This is a genomic window from Xanthomonas hydrangeae, assembly GCF_032697525.1.
In the GTDB taxonomy this organism is placed as follows: domain Bacteria; phylum Pseudomonadota; class Gammaproteobacteria; order Xanthomonadales; family Xanthomonadaceae; genus Xanthomonas; species Xanthomonas hydrangeae.
This window is the reverse complement of sequence record NZ_CP103836.1, coordinates 4647143-4666396: the sequence shown is the minus strand read 5'-3', so window position 1 is coordinate 4666396 and position 19254 is coordinate 4647143. Positions and strand designations below refer to the sequence as shown.

Sequence of the window (19254 nt, the reverse complement as noted above, 5' to 3'; positions counted from 1 at the left end):
ATGATGTTTCCAACCATGAAAAGCGCCGATTCAATGACCTCCAGCCCCATCCAGCATGCCCAGGTATTGCAGGTGCTCATTATCGAAGACAACCGCGCACTGGCGGCTAATATCTTCGATTATCTGGAGGCATGCGGGCATCAACCCGATGCCGCGCCCGACGGCAACTCCGGCCTGAATCTGGCCATCAGCAATCGCTACGACGCCATCATTCTGGATTGGATGTTGCCGCGCATGGATGGCATGAGCGTGCTGCGCAAGTTGCGCGAAGACCATGGCTGCCGCACGCCGATCATCATGCTCACTGCCAAGGATCAGCTGGAGGGCAAGCTGCTCGGGTTCGAAAACGGCGCCGACGATTATCTGGTCAAACCGGTCGCGCTGCCGGAGCTGGAAATGCGCCTGCGCGTGATGGTGGGCAGAGCCAGCGCGAATGCAGCAACAGCGGGGCACTTGCTGCAGGTCGGCGATTTGCGCTTCGACCTGGACAGCCTGAAGGTCTCGCGCGGCGCGCGCAGCGTGGTGCTCTCCAGCACCTTGCGCAACGTGCTGGAATTGCTGATGCGCGAATCCCCGAGAATCGTGCGCCGCGATCGACTGGAAAGCCTGATATGGGGCGACGCATTGCCCGAAGGCGATCTGCTGCGTTCCCACATGCATGTGTTGCGGCGTGCCCTGGACCAGGGCGGCGAACACAAGCTGCTGCACACCGTCACCGGTGTCGGGTATCGCCTGGGTGGTGGGACGCGATGAGATTGGGCGCACGCTTGGGAAGTCTGCAGTGGTTGATCAGCAGCAGCCTGATCGTGTCCGGCGCGATGCTTGCCCTGGGGTTGGCGGTTCAAGGTTTCTTGAGCCAGGAGTTGATCGAAGCTCCGATCTGGAAACAGCTGCTCACCTCGAGCACGCAAAGCATTGCGCACCTGCCTGCGGCCGAGTTGCAAAGCGCGCTCCCCACCGATGGCCCGGTGCAGGGCTGGCTGGTGTCAGTTCCTGCGGAACTCCCCGCAGGAATGCCGGCCTTCTTCGCTGCGCTGGCGCCTGGCTACTACGGCGAAGGCGATCTTGAAGCCGCCAAGGGAGCCCCGTTCCTGACCAGGAAGTTCATCAACATCCTGCAACCGCATTGGGGGCCGTTCGCTGAACCCCCGGGCCAGACACGGCCCGATCGCAGTTACTCGGTGTTGATCACCACGTTGCCGCAAGGGCGATTGGTCATGAGCATCGATATGACCGAGCTCGAAGACAAGCAGAACGAAAGCGTTCAAGTGAGCGTGCTGTTCATGCTGTTGAATCTGGCGATGATCGCGTTGGTGATCTGGTGGCTCTTCATCAGTATGACCCGGCCGGTCACCGACCTGGCACGGCGCATGCGGCAGCTGGACCCGCTGCAACCCGCGCAACGGCTGCCCACCGACTACCGCAAGAGCGAGCTCAATACGATTGCGCGTGAGGTGAACGCGCACCTGGAACGTGTAGCGCGCGCGATCGAACGCGAGCGCAGTCTGCTGGACCAGGCCAGCCACGAATTCCGCACGCCGCTGGCGGTTATCTCCGGCGCGGCCGATGTGCTGCACAAGCAGCAGCTGCCGGAGCGCGCGCAGCGGCCGTTGCATCGCATCGATGAGGCCGTGGGCAACCTCAAGCAGATCATGGAAGCGCTGCTGTATCTCTCGCGCGAACCAACCCCTGCCGAGCGCGAGGAGATCACCGTCCTGCACGGACTGCTTCCCGATCTGGTCCAGGACCATCTGTATCTGGTCTCGGCAAAGCCGGTGCAGTACCACATCGATGCGCTGGAGCCGCTGATCTTGCACGCGTCCGAATCGATGGTGCGTATTGCCGTGGGCAACCTGCTGCGTAATGCGGCCGACCATACCTATGCGGGCGACATCCGCGTCTCGCTGATCAACAACAAACTCTACATTCGCGATACCGGCGAAGGCTTCGACACCGCCAAGGCGGCCGAGCACTACACAGCCTCGCTGAAACACTCGGTCAAGCAAGGCGGCGGTTCGGGTCTGGGGCTGTTCCTGACGCGGCGCATCTGCGAGCGCTTCGGCTGGCGGCTGCATCTGGAGTCGACGATCGCCGAAGGCACCCTGGCGATGATCGATTTCAATCCGTAATCAAGTCGCCCATCAAGTCAGCATCGCTGGAAAGGCTGGCAAGCAGTTTTCAGAAACTGCAGTGTCTGCGGACGTCCGCTCCGGCGTGGCGGACGTCCGCGCGGACATCAGCCGTCGCTGATGGCTTGCAACGCAAGCCGTCGCCCAGGCAGGCTGAGCTCACCACTCAGGTGGTGCGCGCCCCCGCCGTGCATGGTTAGAAACCCTCGTCCAGCGGCGCGTAACGACACGCTAGCAGTGCGACCGAACTGGCATGCGGTTTGCGTAAAGTCCATTCCCTTCCAAAGACAAATGCCGATGCGTCCTTTTGCAAAAATCGTCTTCATGCTCGTGACGTTGGCCGTTGCAGACGCGCGTGCGGCAGCACTTCCAGATGTACCGGCTACAGATGCCGCACGCAATGCGTTCGCGCCCACTGCGACACGCACCCGGCCGCTGGCGCTACCAGTGACCACCTCGCACGTGCTCCGGTTGCGCGGCCAGCGACTGCGGTACAGCGCCACCGTCAGCGAGTGGCCGGTGCGCGACCCGGACGGACGCAGCATCGGTGCGATCGTGACTCAGGCGTATGTGGCCCGGTCCAGGCCCGGGACCGAGCGACCGGTGACCTTCGTCTACAACGGCGGCCCGGGCGCGGCATCGTGGTCGCTGCAGATGGAAGGCATCGGCCCGCGTCTCTACGATGCAGCGACTGGCGCGATTGGCGACAACCCCGACAGCATCCTGGACGCCACGGACCTGGTGTTCATCGATCCACTGGGCACCGGCGCCAGCTTTCCGTTTGCTGGTACGGATGCGTCCAGCGTCTGGAACACACCCGGCGATGCACGCTCGATCGTCGCGGTGATCGACGCCTGGCTGGTTGCCCATCACCGCAAGAACGCGCCGCAGCTTTTGCTGGGAGAAAGTTACGGAACCATGCGCAGTCTGGCGGTATTGCACGAAGATGCAGCCAAGCCAAGGCTCAACGTGTCGGGCGTCATGCTGCTGTCGTTGTTCCTGAGCAATCACCAGGACGATGATCTCGCCGCGCTGACCTTGTTGCCCAGCCTGGCGACCACGGCCTATGTGCACGGTGCCCGACGCGCTGCTGCTTCGTCGGCCGAGCAGGCCTATGAAGATGCGCTGCAGTTTGCGCGCGATCGCTATGCACCGGCGTTGCTCGAAGGCTATGGCGTGTCGAAGCAACGCCTGCAGGCGGTTGCCACCGAAATGAGCGCGCAGACCGGCGTGCCGGCCGATGTGCTGGAAGCGTCCAGGTTACGCATCGACCGCAAGCAATTCGGTGAGCATCTGGTCCTGCCCCATGCAAACGGCCAGGTCGGCAGTCTGGATACCCGTGTGGTGGGCGGCGCGGAATTCGAAGGGCTTGCCGACCCGTACAACGACCCATCGATGACGCTCGGCAAACGTCCTGCAGCGCTGATGGAGCGGTATCTGGCAACGTTGGGATATCGGGTGGCAGCACCTTATCGCCCGTTGAATCTGAGCATCAACAACGGCAACTGGTACTTCCGCACACCATCCGCCTCCGAGGAAGTCCACGACGACTCCCTCGATGCCACTGAGTGGCTCGTCGATGCCATGCACGCCAATCCCAAACTGCAGCTGTTTACCGCAGGCGGCTATTACGACACGGCCACGCCGCTCTACCGGGGACTCTATCTGCTCGATCATGCCGAGATCGATCGATCGCGCTGGACATCGGCCGCTTACCCGGCGGGACATGGCATCGCCGAGGATCCAAAGCAGCGCCGCCATCTGGCCGAGGATCTGCGTGCGTTCATCGCGAAAACAGCCCGTTGAGCGTTATGTCACGCGTGTGCGGAGTGCACATGCCCGGATTGATTTCATTGCGGGCTCTAGCGCATCATGCGCCACGTTTTTCGTCCCCCACCCCAGAGGCCTGCTCCTTGGACAGTCATAGTCGATTGCGTCGCGGCACCTGCGCCGACGGATCCTGACCCAAGGTCGGCTCCGTCCGCACAGGGCGGGGCTCAATGCGTGCGCTTGCGCCCACGCATTGCCTGCATTACCCACACAATCCAGCTAGACCCAAGGCGCGGTCTTTGGCGCTCCGACCCTGGAGAGTGCCGATGTCCCTGAAGCTGTTCCCCGCCCTGCTGCTGGCAGCTGCGTCCGTGCTTGCGTCCCGTGCGCAGGCCGCACCGACGATGCCGCTCTGACCCCTGAAGGACGCTGCCAGGTGGAAACCTGGCTACGTGGCTCGCACCCGGGGCGCGAATTGACCGCCGTGCCTGCCTGCACCTGGGCCGGCAACGAAGTCAGCCTTGGGCTGTCGACATTCAGCGACCAACCCCGGGCCGGTATCGCCGCTCTGGGCGTGAAGCGGCTGTTTCGCGATCTGGACCAGCAGCGCTGGGGCATGGGTGCCTCGCTGGGGGCGAACTGGGATATGCGCCGGCAGCGGCTGGATGGGCTGATCCTCAATGTGCCGGTGAGCATCGCGTTGGATGCGGACCGACGCAGCTTGCTGCATCTGAACGTGGGCGCAAACACACCCCGAGGCGCGGCGATGGCGCTGACGGCAAGCGTGGGCGTGGAGTACACGCTCGGCCCGGCCTGGACGGTGCTGGCCGAGGCGTTTGGCGACGACCGTGGCGGTTTTGCCCAGCAGGCTGGACTGCGGCGCCTGCTCGGCGAGCGTGCAAGCATTGATCTACTGGCCGGGTATCAGCATGGCGCAGACAACACGCCGTGGTTCACGCTGGGCTTCAATCTTTTATTGCCCGATTGATCGCTGGACTAAAAAAGCGCCTGTTCGCTAGCAGCAACGGCGTTTTTCGTGCCTGAAGAGACTCGGCTTCTATCGAGCAACCACTCCAATCACGCTAGCTGCCCATACAGATATCTAGGCCGATTGGTATGCCAAAACCATTGAATTTTGCACAATCGATTCCATTGGTTGTGGCTGCTTAGTATAAATTCATGTGAATATACTAATTTAAACATTGACCGGCGATAAAAATCCTGCTGCTTGTATATCGCGGGAAAAACCATTCGCCGCTCATACGGCAGAGCCCGTTAGATTCGCTAACTTACGGTCGAATCCGCTACAGCGTGTGAGGACTTCACCGACAGCTTGAGGTATATCCCTGATTCACTGCGATAGCAATCGCATTTAGGATTGCCGCCCCCTGAGAAATGTGATGTTTTACGGTCGCGTTCGCTCCGACTTTCCTCTGTACTAGAGCTTGCTTGCGGCGTTCTAATCCTTTCTCGCTATGGATTAAGTCGCCGATGTCTATCGGCTCGCTTTTTCTCTGAATTGCAACTGACCATTCAGGTTTTAGAGTTTCTGGATAGCGCCGTTAAACAATCTCGCAAGCACACGATTGGATGCATCACTGCATTCCCCGCGTTCTAAGCGTCGTTTATCCGAAGGGACGGATCAGCGAAGAATAAAGTGAATAACCCGTGAAATTAAATGCCTCCGTCTGCGCGACCGCCGACGTGGGAAACCTTTGCGCCAAATTCAGATATTCAGCAGTAGCGGCGCGCCAAATGACCGGATTAAACAAACTATGAATCGCTCGCTACTCGCAACGACCATCGCATCCTGCCTCGTCCTGACCGCCTGTGGCGGCGGTGGCGGTGGCGGCAACGTCCGCAGTGACCCGCCGCAGACCACGGTTGTGACCCCGACGCCGTCCACGCCTGCACCTGCAACTCCGACGACACCGGCGCCGACGCCGATGCCAACTGCGCCCCCGCCACCCCCCACGGCCGACCCGCTGCCCAAGACCGCTCCGGCACCGGCCCGTTACCAGGGCCTGGGCAGCAACCTGCTGGTGCCGACCAATGCGGATCTGGCACAGCAGGCCGGTGCCCGCGGCCAGGGCGTGAAGTTGGCCGTGCTGGACGACAACCTGGTGCCCAGCTACGCGCCGATCAGCGGCAAGGTCGACAGCTTCAACGATTACACCGCCAGCCCCGGCACGCCCGAATCTTCGTCCAATGCCTTGCGTGGCCACGGCACGGTTATCTCGGCGCTGGTGCTGGGGTCGGCGCAGGACGGCTTTGCCGGGGGTGTCGCGCCGGATGCAGACCTGTTCTATGCGCGCATCTGCGCCGAAAATTCCTGCGGCACCCAGCAGGCTCGCCGCGCCGCGGTGGATCTGGCGGCTGCCGGCGTGCGGATTGCCAACCTTTCGATCGGTGCCTCGTATGCAGATGCTGCCAGCAGCGCGAACGCCGCGCTGGCCTGGAAGTTCGCACTGGCTCCGCTGGTGCAGGCCGATGCGCTGATCGTGGCATCGACCGGCAACGAAGGTGCGTCCGAAGCGTCCTACCCGGCGGCCACCCCGGTGCAGGAAGCCAGCCTGCGCAACAACTGGCTGGCAGTGGGCGCAATCAATATCGACAGCGCCGGTAATGCCGCCGGCCTGACCAGCTATTCCAACCATTGCGGCGCCGCTGCGCAGTGGTGCCTGGTGGCGCCGGGCAGCTACTTCGCCCCGGCCTTGGCAGGCACCGAGTTGCAGGGCCAGATCGCCGGCACCTCGTTCTCCACCGCTGCCGTCACCGGCGTGGCGGCGCAGGTGCTGGGCGTGTATCCGTGGATGAGCGCCTCCAACCTGCAGCAGACCTTGTTGACCACCGCTACCGATCTGGGCGACCCCGGCGTGGATGCGCTGTACGGTTTTGGCCTGGTCAATGCGGCCAAGGCGATCAAGGGACCGGCACAGTTCATCAACAACTGGTCGGCCAACGTGACCTCCGGTTACGACAGCACCTTCAGCAACGACATTTCCGGCGCGGGCAACCTGACCAAGAACGGCGCCGGCAAGCTCACGCTCACCGGCAACAACACCTACACCGGCGGCACCAGCGTCAGCGACGGCGTGCTCGCACTGTCCGGCAGCCTGCGCTCGGATGTGATCGTGCTCAACTCGGCCACCTTCGAATCGCACGGCGGTGTGATCAACGGTAACTACAGCCTGGTCAACAACACCGGCACCACCGCACTCGAATTGGGCAAGGGCCTGACCGTCACCGGCCAGGCCAGCCTGAAGGGCAATCTGTTGTTGCTGCCGGAAGCGGCTGGCTACACCGTCGGCAGCAGCGAAAAGATCGTCCAGGCGGGCAACCTGCAGGGCACCTTCGATCGCGTGCAGTACGCCAACAATTTCTTCTGGACCGCCTCACTCGCCTACGACCCCACCACCGTCACCGCCACGCTGACGCGTAATGCCTCCGCTGCCAGCGCGCAAGCGGCCGGTGCGCCGCAATCGGTGGTCAACGGTGCCGCGCAGGCCGATACGCTGGTCAAGGTGCTGGATACGCGTGTGGCTTCGGGCGATACCGACAATCTGGGTGGTTTGATCAGCGCCACCGGCTCGCTGCTGGCGGCCACCGATGCGCAGGTTGCCGCGTCGCTGCCGACCCTGGCTGGCCAGGTACACGGCATCGAGCGCACGCTGGGCTTCCAGTCCGCACTCAACGATGCGCGCGTGGCTGCCGATCGCCTGCCCTACCTGGCCGACACCACCACGCTGACCACCTGGATGCAGGGCAGCTATCTGGACGGCAATCTGGGCGGCAACGGTTTCGACTCGGCCGATTACACCCAGCAGTCCACCACCTTCGGTGTGGATCTTCCGGTGGGCAGCACCGGCACGGTCGTGGGTGCGGCGGTGAGCTCGGGTCAGGACCGTGCAAACATCGATGCCTCGGCCAGCCGTCTGCGCTCGGACCGTTATGCGATGACGGCGTATCTGTATCAGCCGATCGGCCAGGCCTACCTCTCGGGCATCGGTTCGTATGGCATGAGCAATGTGGAAACCGAACGCAGCGTGCAAGCGGGCAGCATCGGCGAGCGTCTGCAGGATCGTCGCCACGACACCAACTGGTCGCTGCGCGCCGAACTCGGCCTGCTGCCGCACGCGGGTTTGTCGCCGTTCGTCGCCGTCGGTGTGGTCAGCCAGAAGCAGGATGCCTTCAGCGAAGCATCGGCCACCGGCCTGGGCTTGAGTGCCGACAGCGACACGCTACGCGCGGGCTACGGCGAAGTGGGCGTGCGTGGCCATCTGACGCGCGGCAAGTGGGGCTTCGATGGTCTGGTTGCCTACCGCTCGCTGTTCGGCAACCCGAACGCCGACTTCACCGCATGGTTCACCGATTTGCCGGAAGCGCGCTTCAACGTCGCCGGCGAGCCGGTGTCCAAGCAATCGCTGCGTGCCTCGGTCGGTGTGCGTTACCAGGTGAACGATGCGTTCTCGATCTACGGCAACGTGGGTGCCGAGCGTGGTCGTTCGGATGCCAACAGCGTCAACGCCAATGTCGGCCTGCGCTGGCAGTTCTAAGCGCCGGCTGCAGACCGGCAGTGTGGCCGCAAGGCTGCATGGCCGGTACGCGGAGTCGGCATGCACGACGCCCACGCTGCGGTTGCCGACGCAGCCGACCAGCGATTGCGGGTGCGCTGCAACTGCAAGTGCAAGTGCAAGTGCAAGCATGACGCTGTATGTGCGTGCCTTTGTATCGGCCCAAAAAAAGCCCCGGCAGTGCCGGGGCTTTTTGGTCTGCAGTGAATCAGAAGTTCCAGCCCCAGGTGACCTGGCCGCCGTAAGCGGTCTGGCCATCGCCGTTGAGCCCTTGCAACGACAACGACAGGCGACTGGCAGGCGAGGTGATCAGGCTGACACCCAATTCGCCCACCACCGCATTCTTCGCCAGGGTGACGCTCTGCACCGAGAACTGCGAGCCGGTGCCGATGAAACCGGCAGAACGTTCCACAGCGCGGTCGCCGAACGCGTGCCGCCAACCCACCGACGCATACAACCCGGCCGCCTGGCCCAGCTGCCAACGCCCACGCACACCCACCGTGCTGGTGGTGTACTCGTCCTTGGCGCTGTCCACCGACAGCCCGGCAATGCCGCCGCGCTCGTTGAAACCATCGGTCTTCAGATGCGTGTAGTCGGCCGCGATGAAGGGGCTGTACACCGCGTTGCCGGTGCGCAGATTCCAGGCCGCTTCCAGCGACACGGTGATGGCCTTCGCATCGTAATTGCTGCTCAGCCGCTCTTCGAGCACGCCGGGCAGCATCACCCGACGCGTGCTGTCCACGCTGTAATCGGCATAGTCCACCGAGGCTTGCAGCGCGAACGCGGACCATTCGGCCTGGCCGTAGATGCCGGCATGGGTGCCATCGATATCGGAGCGATCGAAGGACTCGCGCGAGCGGGTTTCGATGTCCTGATTACCGACCGCGATACCGAGCACACTGCGCTCGCCGATGCGCCGTTCTGCGCCGGCCATGATGCCGTTGTCCTCGCGCCGTACCGAGGCCGCATTGGCATTGCCATCGATACGATTGGGCAGGCTGCGACCGGTGATCCATACCGTGGTGTCTCCCACGCGCGCGTCCTGGCTATCGCCACGCAGATGGTTGCCGACGCCGCTCAGCAGGAAGCGGCTATCCAGCAACGCGGTGGCCGTGCTGGCATGGCTTTCGCCAGACAGCGAGGCAAACGCGGTGCGGATTGCTTCCGGATCGTCGGGCAGGCGTACGACTGCCTGATAAACAGGATTGGTGGTCGGCAACCCATCTACCGCAGACGCAGTAGCTTGCTGGTTGGGTGTGTTGACAGCGTCGACCATCGCGACGGTATTGCGACCAAGCGACACCGACAACGCAGTAGCGCTGGCGCTAACGTTCGGCTCTACAAAAGCGTAATCAGAAACAACGTTGGTGAACTGTCCGGTGAGCCCGCCAGCGGCGTTGATGACCGGAATCTCGGTAAACAACGGCAGATCCGTCGCACGCACCAACTGCAGAGTGCTGCCCGGGGACAACGTGGCCGCACCGCCCACGCTGATGGGTGTAACCGCGCCACCTGCTCCAGGCGTAACCAGCAAGGTGGAGCCATTGCCGAGCGTGGCATTGCCGCCGACACTGATCGTGCCGGTGGTGCCGCCGATCGCAACGGTGCCGCCCGAGATCAGGCTGCCCACGCTGCCGCTACCGGTGAGCGTGCCGCCCGGTCCCACCGTGACCGGTCCGCCCAACGCAGCGCCCGGATTGGCCGGGTTGCCTACGCTCAGGGTGCCTGCGGCGATCGTGGTCGGCCCGGTGAAGCCACTGCTGTTTGCGGTGACCAGCAAGGTACCCACACCATCCTTGAGCAGGCTGCCAGTGCCCGACAAGGTCCCTGCGTAGGTGCCATTGGTGGTCTGCTGGAACACCAGCGCGCTGTTATTGGCGATGTTGCCCTGCAGGCTGTCGGTATCGCCGACCAGCGTACCGGCAGCGATGGTGGTGCCACCGAGATAGGCGTTAACGCCATCCAGCGTGAGTGCACCGGCCCCGGTCTTAATCAACGCACCGCTACCTGTGATGTTGCCGGCAAATGTACCGGCGCCAGCCTGATCGAACACCAGCACCGCGTTGTCGAGGATGTTGCCTTGCAGGCTGGTGGTGTTGCCGATCAGGCTGCCGCTGGCAATCGTAGTACCACCGCTATAGGAATTGGGAGCGACAAGCGTCAGCGCGCCCGTACCCTGCTTGATCACGCTCCCGGTGCCGCTGACGGCGCCGGCAAACACGTCATCGGTGGCCTGATCGAACACCAGCGTGCCGTTGTCCACCACGTTGCCCTGCAGGCTGGTGGTGTTGCCGATCAACGTACCGGCACTGACCACCGTGCCGCCGGTGTAGCTGTTGGGACCGATCAACTGCAACACGCCAGTGCCAGCCTTTTGCAGCGAACCCGTCCCGCTGACCGTGCCTGCATACACGCCGCCGGTGGCCTGATTGAAGACCAGGGCCGCGTTGTTGGCGATGTCGCCCTGCAGGCTGGTGGTGTCGCCGATCAACGTCCCTGCAACGATCGTGGTGCCACCTGTGTAACCATTCGCACCGTTGAGCAACAGAGCGCCGGCACCATCCTTGATCACGGTGCCAGTGCCGGTGATCGAGCCGGTGAACACACCATCGCCCACCTGATTGAATGCCAGGGTCGCGTTGTCGACGATCGCGCCTTGCAAACTTGCGCTATCGCCTACCAGCGTGCCGGCGTTGAGCGTGGTGCCACCGGTGTAGCTGTTGCTGCCATCGAGCGTCAGCGTGCCGGTGTTGGTCTTGATCAATGCACCGCTGCCGTTGATGTCGCCGGCCAGGGTCAGATCCGCCGGATTATCGACAGTGAGCGCAGCGCCCAGCGTGACCGCATTGCCCAGTGTTGCGGCAACTGCATTGCTCAGCACCGCATCGCCGACCACCGACAAACCGCCGCTACCCAGCGCGGTGTTGCTGCCGACCGCCAGGGTGCCATCGCTGAGCACGGTGCCGCCGGCATAGCTGTTGTTGCCGCTGAGCGTCAGCGTGGTCGCACCGTTCTTGATCAAGCCACCGGCACCGCCAATCTCACCGGTCAGGGTGAGATCGTTGCTGCCCGCCAGCGTGAGTGCACCGCTCAGATCCAGCGCATTGGCGACCGTCAGTGCCTGATCGGTATCCAGCGTGGTGCCCGCTGCCGCAGTCAGCGTACCGGTACCCAATGCCTGTGCATCGCCCAACACCAGCGTGCCGCCACCGAGTGCGGTGCCGCCGGTGTAGGTGTTGGCGGCGCCCAGGATCAATGTACCGGTATCGAGTTTCTGCAGCGTGCCGGTGCCGCCGATGGTCACATCGATGGTGCCGGTGGCGCCCGGATCGACGCGCACGATGGTGGTGGCCGCATTGGCGCTCAGTGCACCGGCGCCGGCATCGCTCAGCACATAGCCGTCGCTGGCGAACTGGATCCCGGTGATGCCTTGTGTGCCCTGCACGCCTACGTTACCTGCCGGGCCGGCGAAGACGGCGAAGCTGTTTTGCCAGTCGCTGTTGAGCAAGCCATCGGCCGTGGTCCAGTTGGTCGGACCGGCTGCCCACACGCCTGCGCCGCCATCGATGCTGCCGTTGGCCAGCGTCTGCGCACCGTCCCAGAACTGCACGTTGGTGCCGGGTGCGGAGACCACCACGTTGACCTGTTGCGACAACCCGGTTTGCAGCGCCAACTGGGTGAGATCGATGGTGCCCGGAATGGTGCCGAAGCCCAGACCGTTATTGGTCAGTGCGCCGGTGTAATCGATCAGGCGATACACGCCATTTCCGAAACCACCGATGTCGGTGATGTTGAGCGTGCCGTCCAGGGTGAGATCGCCATTGACCGCCAACACACCCGTGGTGCTCGGTGTACCGAGGAAGGCATCGATGCTTGCGTTGGGCGCCAGGTTCAACGTGCCCGTGGTCAACACCGTACCGCTGGTCACCACCAGGCGCCCGCCATCGTTGACGGTGACCGGTGCGGCGACCTCGCCGCTACCGCTCAGCGTGCCGCCCGTTGCAACGGTCACACCGCCGGTGCTGGCCAGAATGCCATCCACATCCAGCGTGCCTGCGGTGATCAGGGTGGCGCCGCCGAGCGTGCTGGTGCCGGTGAGCTGCACCGTCCCTGCGCCCACCTTCTCCAGATTGCCGGCATCGCTCAGGCTGCCTGCAAAGGTGCTGCTGACGTTGTTGACGCCCAGCTGCAGCGTATTGCCGCCAAGGATCGCGACATTGCCCTGCCCGGTCACCGCACCCAACGCCGTGTTGCTGCCCAACGAGAGCCCGGCGCCTGCCGCGACATCCACTGCGCTGGCATTCCCCAGCGCACCAGGTGCAGCGGTCGCCAGCACGCCGGCCTGCACCGCCACCGGGCCGGTGAAGCTGTTGGGGCCGGACAAGGTCAGTGTGCCCAACCCATTCTTGGTCAACGCACCGGCACCGCTGATGGCGCCGGTCAGTGCCAGATCGTCTGCACTGGCAATGGTCAGATCGGCACCCAGATTGACCGCATTGCCCAAGGCCAGCGCAATCGCGTTGCTCAAGGTGGAATTGCCCAGCACAGACAGGCTGCCGACACCCAACGCGCTGTTGCTGCCAACCGCCAACGTGCCCGCGTTCAACACGCTGCCGCCAACATAGCTGTTGGCGCCATCCAGCGTCAGCGTGGACGCACCGTTCTTGATCAGACTTCCCGCACCGCTGATCGCACCGGACAAGGTCAGATCGTTACTGCCAACCAGATTGAGCGCACCGCCGAGAACTACCGCATTGCCCACTGCCAATGCTTGATTGCTATCGAGGTTGGTGCCGGCTGCCGCAGTCAACGTGCCGGTGCCGAGTGCCTGCGCGTCGCCAAGCACCAGGGTGCCGCCGCTGAGTGCCGTACCGCCGGTGTAGCTATTGGCCGCGTCGAGCACCAGCGTGCCGGTGTCGAGTTTCTCCACGCCACCAACGCCGGAAATCGCGACGTCGATCGTGGCCGTTGCACCCGGGTCCACACGCACTGCGGTCAACGGTGCGACCACGTCCAGCGCACCGGCGCCGGCGTCGGTCAACTGATACCCGTCGGTGACGAACTGCAGGCCACCGATGCTCTGCGTGCCCTGCACGCCCACCGCACCTGCGGTACCGGCAAACACCGCAAAATCGCCCTGCCAGGTGCTGTTGGCGGTGCCGTCCTGGCTGGTCCAGTTGGTGGCCGCACCCCAGGTGCCGGCGCCGCCATCGACGGTGCCATTGGCGGTGGTCTGCACGCCATCCCAGAACTGCACGATGCTGCCCGGCGCGGTGACCACCAGATTGAGCTGCTGGCCGATGGCGGTCTGCAGGGCGAGCTGGCTCAGATCCACGCTGCCGGGAATCACGCCGAATGCCAACCCGTTATTGGTGAGCAGGCCGGTGTAGTCGATCAAGCGATACACGCCGGTGCCGAAGCCACCGATGTCGGTGATGTTGAGCGTGCCGTCCAGGGTGAGATCGCCGTTGACGGCGAGCAGACGCGTATTGCTCGGCGCTGCCAGCGCAACATCGACAAACGCCCCCGGTGCCAGCGACAAGCCACCCACGCTCAGCGAGGAGCCACTGGTCAACGCAAGCCGGCCGCCATCGCCGATGGTGACGCCACTGGCCACACTGCCGTTGGTGCCGGTGCCCGTCAGCGTGCCGCCGAGCGCCACGTTCAACGCGCTGGTGCCGAGACTGCCGATCACATCCAAGGTGCCGCTACTGACTTGCGTGGCACCGCCAATTGCACTGGCGCCGAGCAAGCGCACCGTGCCCGTGCCGACCTTGTCCAGATTGCCGCCACCGCCCAGGCTGCCGGCAAAATCGCCACCGCCCAGTTGCAGCGTACCGCCCGCATCGGTGTCGACATTGCCGGCACCGCTGAGCGCGGTGATCAAGCCGCCGTTGGTCAGATTCAACACCGCGCCCGCCGCCACATCGACGTTGCTGGCATTGCCCAGCGCCGCGCCGGTGCTGGCCACCAGCGTGCCGGCCTGAATCGCCAACGGACCGGTGTAGCTGTTGCTGCCATTCAAGGTCAGGGTCCCGGCGCCGGTCTTGATCAAATCGCCTGCACCGCTGATGTTGCCACTGACCAGCATGTCTGCGCCGTTGTCCACGGTGAGCGCTGCGCCAAGTGCGATGTCGTTGCCCAATGCCACCGCGATCGCATTGCTCAACGCCGCGTTGCCGATGACCGACAGGCTGCCGGTACCAAGCGCATCGTTCGCACCGACCGCAATGGTGCCCGCCGCCAATGTGGTGCCGCCTGCGTACGTGTTGCCTGCATTGAGCGACAACGTGGTGGCGCCATTCTTGATCAGGCTACCGGTACCGCTGATGGCACCGTTCAAGGTCAGATCGTTGCTGCCGATCAGGGTGAGCTGATCGTTCAACTGCACCGTGTTGCCCAGCGTCAGCGCTGCATTGGTATCCAGTTCCGCAGCGCCGCCGACCAGCAGACCACCCACACCCAACGCAGTGTCGTTACCCAGCACCACACGCCCTGCATCCAGCGCAACGCCGCCGCTGAAGCTGTTGGCGTTGTTCAAGGTCAGCGTGGCCGCGCCTTGTTTATCCAGACTGCCGATGCCGCTGATCACGCCATTGAGCGTGGTGTCCTGCGTGCCGGGCAGCGTCAACGCGCCGTTCAATGCGAGCGCATTGCCCAGTGTCACTGCGGTGGTGGCATCCAGCGTGGTGCCAGCTGCCGCAGTCAGCGTGCCTAATCCCAGTGCGGTATCGCTGCCGACCAGCAACGCGCCGCCCTGCAATTGCAGGCCGCCCACCCAGGTATTGTTGCCAGTGAGGGTGAGCGTCTGGGGACCATTCTTGATCAAGCTGCCGGCGCCATCGATCACGCCATCGAGCGTGAGGTCCTGGCCATCGATGCCGAGTTGACCGGCAACGTTGAGCGCGTTCTGCAACGTCACTGCAGTGCTGGCAGTGAGTTGCGTCCCATCGGCAGCAGTGAGTGCGCCGGTGCCCAGTGCAGTGTTGCTGCCGACCACCAACGTACCGGCGTCCAGCACGGTCCCACCGGTGTAGAGGTTGTTGCCGGAGAGCGTAAGCGCACCAGTACCCTGCTTGATCAGGCTACCTGCGCCACTGACGATGCCGGTCACGCCAAGATCGTTGTTGCCGGTAAGCGAGAGCGCGCCGTTCAAGGCGACATCGTTGCCGATCGTGGTTGCCGTGGTGGCTTGCAGTTGCGTGCCATCGGCCGCCGTCAGCACGCCGCTGCCCAGTGCAGTGGCGTTGCCGATCAGCAACGCGCCTGCATTGAGATCCACGCCGCCGGCAAAGGTGTTTGGTCCCCCCAGGGTGAGTGTGGCGCCGCCGTCCTTGATCAACCCACCCACGCCGCTGACAACGCCGTTGAGCGCAAGATCCTGGCTGCCGCCGAGTTGCAGATCCGCTTCCAGTGCCACGTTGTTATCGACGATGCGTGCCGCGGTGCTGTCGAGCAGGCCGCCGCCGATGGTCAAGGTGCCTGTGCCCAGTGCGGTATCGCTGTCGAGCACCAAGCTGCCTGCGGACAGCCGCGTACCACCGGCATAGGTGTTGTTGCCCGACAAGGTCAGGCTGGCGGGACCAAGCTTGTCGAGACTGCCGGCGCCCGTGATTGCGCCGGTGAGCGTCAGTGCGTTACTGCCTCCGATGTCGACTGCGCCAGCCAATGCGATGGCATTGGCGAGCGTGGTCACCGCTGTCGAATCCAGCGTGGTGCCGGCAGCGGCACTGAGTGTCCCAAGACCCAGCGCAGAGTTACTGCCCACGAACAAACGCCCTGTACTCAACGTGGTACCACCGTTGTACACATTGCTTCCGCTCAGGCTAAGGTCACCGCTACCGGACTTGATCAGGCTGCCCGCACCGCTGATATCGCCGCTCAGGGTCAGTGCCTGGGTGCCATCAAGGCTGAGCGCGCCGGTGGTCAGCGCAATATCGTTGGCCACCGTGGTAGGTACCGTGCCCTGCAGACTGGCATTACCGGTGACGGTCAATGCACCGCTGCCGAGTGATCCGTCATTGGTCACCTGCAGGACGCCGGCATTGAGGAGCGTGCCGCCGGCATAGGTATTGAGCCCACCGAGCGTGAGTGTGCCGGTGCCGAGTTTGTTCAACGTACCGCTGCCGCCAATCGTGCCGGTCAAGTTCAAGGCGGTGCCGTTGCTGCCAACGCCCATGGTGTCGGTCAACGTAATGGCATTGCCGAGCGTCGCCGCTGTGGCCGCATCGAGCACGCCGCCACTGGCGGTCAGCGTGCCGGTGCCCAGCGCCGCGTTGGAGGCAACCACCAGCCGCCCGGTGCTCAGCGTGGTACCGCCGGTATAGGCATTACTGTTGGTCAGCGTGAGGTCGCCCGCACCGCTCTTGATCAAACTGCCACCGCCAGTGATGGCACCGCTGAGGGTCAGCGCCTGCGCGCCGGTCCAGTTCAACGGACCTGCGAGGTTGATGCCGTTGGCCACCGTCAACGCAGCGCCGGTGCTCAGGTTGGCCGGTCCGGTGACATTCAATGCGCCCGTTCCCAGTGCGGACGCCGTGCCGAGCTGCAATGCGCCCGATGCCAGCGTGGTTCCGCCGGTATACGTGTTGGTGCCGTTGAGCGCGAGCGTGCCGGTGCCGGTCTTGTTGATGCCACCGGCACCGGCAAGCGTGCCGCTCAAGGTCAGCGCGTTGCTGCTGGCACCCAGGCCCAGGGTGTTGGTCAGCGCAAATGCATTGTTCAGTGTCAGCGCAGCGGTGGTATCCAGTAGCCCGCCCGCTGCGGTCACCGTGCCGGTGCCGAGCGCACCGGAGGTTTCCAGCAGCACGGTGCCAGCACCCAGCGAGGTACCACCGGCGTAGGTATTGGTGCCGCCAAGGGTCAGCGTGCCGGTGCCGACCTTGGTCAGCGCGCCCGTTCCACTGACAACACCGCCGAGCCGCACGTTGTTGGCACCACCGATGCTGACGTTATTGCCGAGTACGAACGCATTCGGCAAATCGACTGCAGCACTTGAAAGCACGCTGCCGCCGGTTGCGTTGACGGTGCCACTTCCCAGCGCGCCGTTGTTGCCGACGGTCAGCGCGCCACCGAGCAGGTTCACGCCGCCGCTGAAGGTATTGGCACCGCTCAAACCCAGGGCACCGGTGCCGGTCTTGGTCAGCGCACCGGTGCCGGTGATTGGGCTGGTGACGGTCAAGCCGTTGGCGCCTTGCAAGGTCAACCCACCTGCACCCAGCGCGATGCCGCCGGTGGGATTCAACGTCAACCCTGCGGCAGTGGCTTCCAGTGCACCGCCATTGGCAGCGATGCTGGTGCCGAGCTGGGCAGGGTTTGCGAACTGCAACACGCCGCCATTGAGCGCGCTGCTGCCGAAGTTGCTGCCGCCACCGACCGACCAGGTACCGCTGTTGACGCGCAGGCTGCCGAAATTGATGTACTGCGCCGTGCTGAGCGATCCAACACCGGTACTGCCAGTGCCGGTGCCGGTTACTGAATTCTGCAGGATCAATGTATTGGTGCCGCCTGCACCACCATCCACCACGCCGGTCTGCGCGAAGCTCAGCAAGCCGCCGGGCCCCAGCAGTTCGAGCGCCAGTCCACCGCTGCTGTTGACGCTGCCGCCGGTCACCGCAGTGAAGCTGTTGGTGCTGCCCGCCCCCATCGACACGCTGCCGTTGATGGTGCCCGAGTTGACGAAGGTATTGCCGGTGGCCGAACTCTGGAAGCCCACACGTCCGTTGATGGTGCCGGTATTGACCGCATTGACGGTACCGCCGCCGCTGACCGCAATCACCGGCGTATCGGAACTCAGTACCGATAGATTCAACAATGCACGGCTATCGATCAGGCCTGCGTTGTTGATCTGCACAACGCCATTGCTGGCCGAGGTAATGCCCAGCGCCATGCCGTCGAGATTGAGCAGGTTGGCACCGAGCAGGCCGCCGGTGCCGTAGATCGTGCCGGTGCTTAGGTTATTGGCAGTGACCAACGTGGAACTGGCATTGCCCATGGTGACACCGGTGCTCAACACCGACAACAGACCCAGCACCGACGGATCGACGGTGCCGCTGTTGTTGAGCGTGGCGTTGGTACCACTGAGCGCGATGGCTGTGCCACCGAGCAACCCGGCAGTCATTTGCGTGCCGGCTGCGACATTGACGGTCAAGTTGTTTGCGCCGCTGGCGAAACTGTTGCTGGTGATCGGCAATCCGGTGCAGGTGACGGTTGCGCCCGCCGCAGGTAGCGCCGGTGTACATGCTCCCCAGGCCAGAGCGGGAGCAGCGGCCCCCACCGCCAACACAACCAGGCTCGACAAACAACGACGGGTTGCCCCGGACTTGCGCCGCCGACGCACCAACTCATGCGTCACGACCCAATTGCCAATCGCCGCGTTCCAGACCAGCGCAAATGCACGATTCATTTCATTTTCCCCTGATTGCCGTACAGAGACCGGCGTGTGCCCATGCACGCGCCTTCAAAGACGAGAGTTGACCAATGGTTGAGTCGGTTTAAAACAGGATGTACTGCTTCAGACCTGGGCAGTTCAAGCGTGACGGCGTTTAATACCAATCTCGATAAAGAACATGCTGCGATTAATAGGCGAAGCGACATGTATGAAACTGTGCGGAATATCACTAACCATAAACTCATCCGTTACACAAACAAAATCTGTCGACTGGTTTGCTCGGGCTCGCTAGAGGTAACGACGAGCCTCATCCGCAATGGCGCACGCTCCATGCACCACCCGCTTCACCATGAAAATGGGAATATATCCACGATCTACGCGGAATCTGATT

General features: G+C 63.6%; 6 protein-coding genes. 5 read left to right on the top strand and 1 reads right to left on the bottom strand.

Going from position 1 to position 19254, the window contains the following annotated elements:
• Positions 1-66 precede the first annotated feature (66 nt).
• The 5 genes from NYR97_RS19650 to NYR97_RS19630 all read left to right on the top strand — a co-directional run bounded on the left by NYR97_RS19650 (position 67) and on the right by NYR97_RS19630 (position 8455).
• Entirely contained in the window at positions 67-753 is a 687-nt protein-coding gene (locus NYR97_RS19650) for a response regulator transcription factor (RefSeq protein ID WP_316698384.1), read from the top strand.
• Positions 750-2129 carry a sensor histidine kinase gene (locus NYR97_RS19645; protein WP_316695348.1) on the top strand — a complete coding sequence of 460 codons (1380 nt, stop codon included), beginning with the start codon at positions 750-752 and terminating at the stop codon, positions 2127-2129. The genes NYR97_RS19650 and NYR97_RS19645 overlap by 4 nt, the downstream gene beginning before the upstream one ends.
• 324 nt (positions 2130-2453) lie before the next feature.
• Positions 2454-3935 (top strand): S10 family serine carboxypeptidase-like protein, encoded by a 1482-nt coding sequence (locus NYR97_RS19640; protein WP_316695346.1) that lies wholly within the window; start codon positions 2454-2456, stop codon positions 3933-3935.
• A 400-nt stretch (positions 3936-4335) separates the two neighbouring features.
• Positions 4336-4887 carry a hypothetical protein gene (locus NYR97_RS19635; protein ID WP_316695345.1) on the top strand — a complete coding sequence of 184 codons (552 nt, stop codon included), beginning with the start codon at positions 4336-4338 and terminating at the stop codon, positions 4885-4887.
• 787 nt (positions 4888-5674) lie between these two features.
• Positions 5675-8455 (top strand): S8 family serine peptidase, encoded by a 2781-nt coding sequence (locus NYR97_RS19630; protein WP_316695343.1) that lies wholly within the window; start codon positions 5675-5677, stop codon positions 8453-8455.
• A gap of 226 nt (positions 8456-8681) precedes the next feature.
• Here NYR97_RS19630 and NYR97_RS19625 read toward each other — a convergent pair whose 3' ends face one another.
• A complete protein-coding gene (locus NYR97_RS19625) occupies positions 8682-18878 on the bottom strand; it encodes an autotransporter-associated beta strand repeat-containing protein (protein ID WP_316695342.1) in 10197 nt (3398 codons plus the stop codon).
• Positions 18879-19254 lie beyond the last annotated feature (376 nt).

Coding starts and splice junctions, on each gene's coding strand:
- NYR97_RS19630 (WP_316695343.1), top strand. CDS start 5,675: ATGAATCGCTCGCTACTCGCAACGACCATCGCATCCTGCCTCGTCCTG.
- NYR97_RS19640 (WP_316695346.1), top strand. CDS start 2,454: ATGCTCGTGACGTTGGCCGTTGCAGACGCGCGTGCGGCAGCACTTCCA.
- NYR97_RS19625 (WP_316695342.1), bottom strand. CDS start 18,878: ATGAATCGTGCATTTGCGCTGGTCTGGAACGCGGCGATTGGCAATTGG.
- NYR97_RS19645 (WP_316695348.1), top strand. CDS start 750: ATGAGATTGGGCGCACGCTTGGGAAGTCTGCAGTGGTTGATCAGCAGC.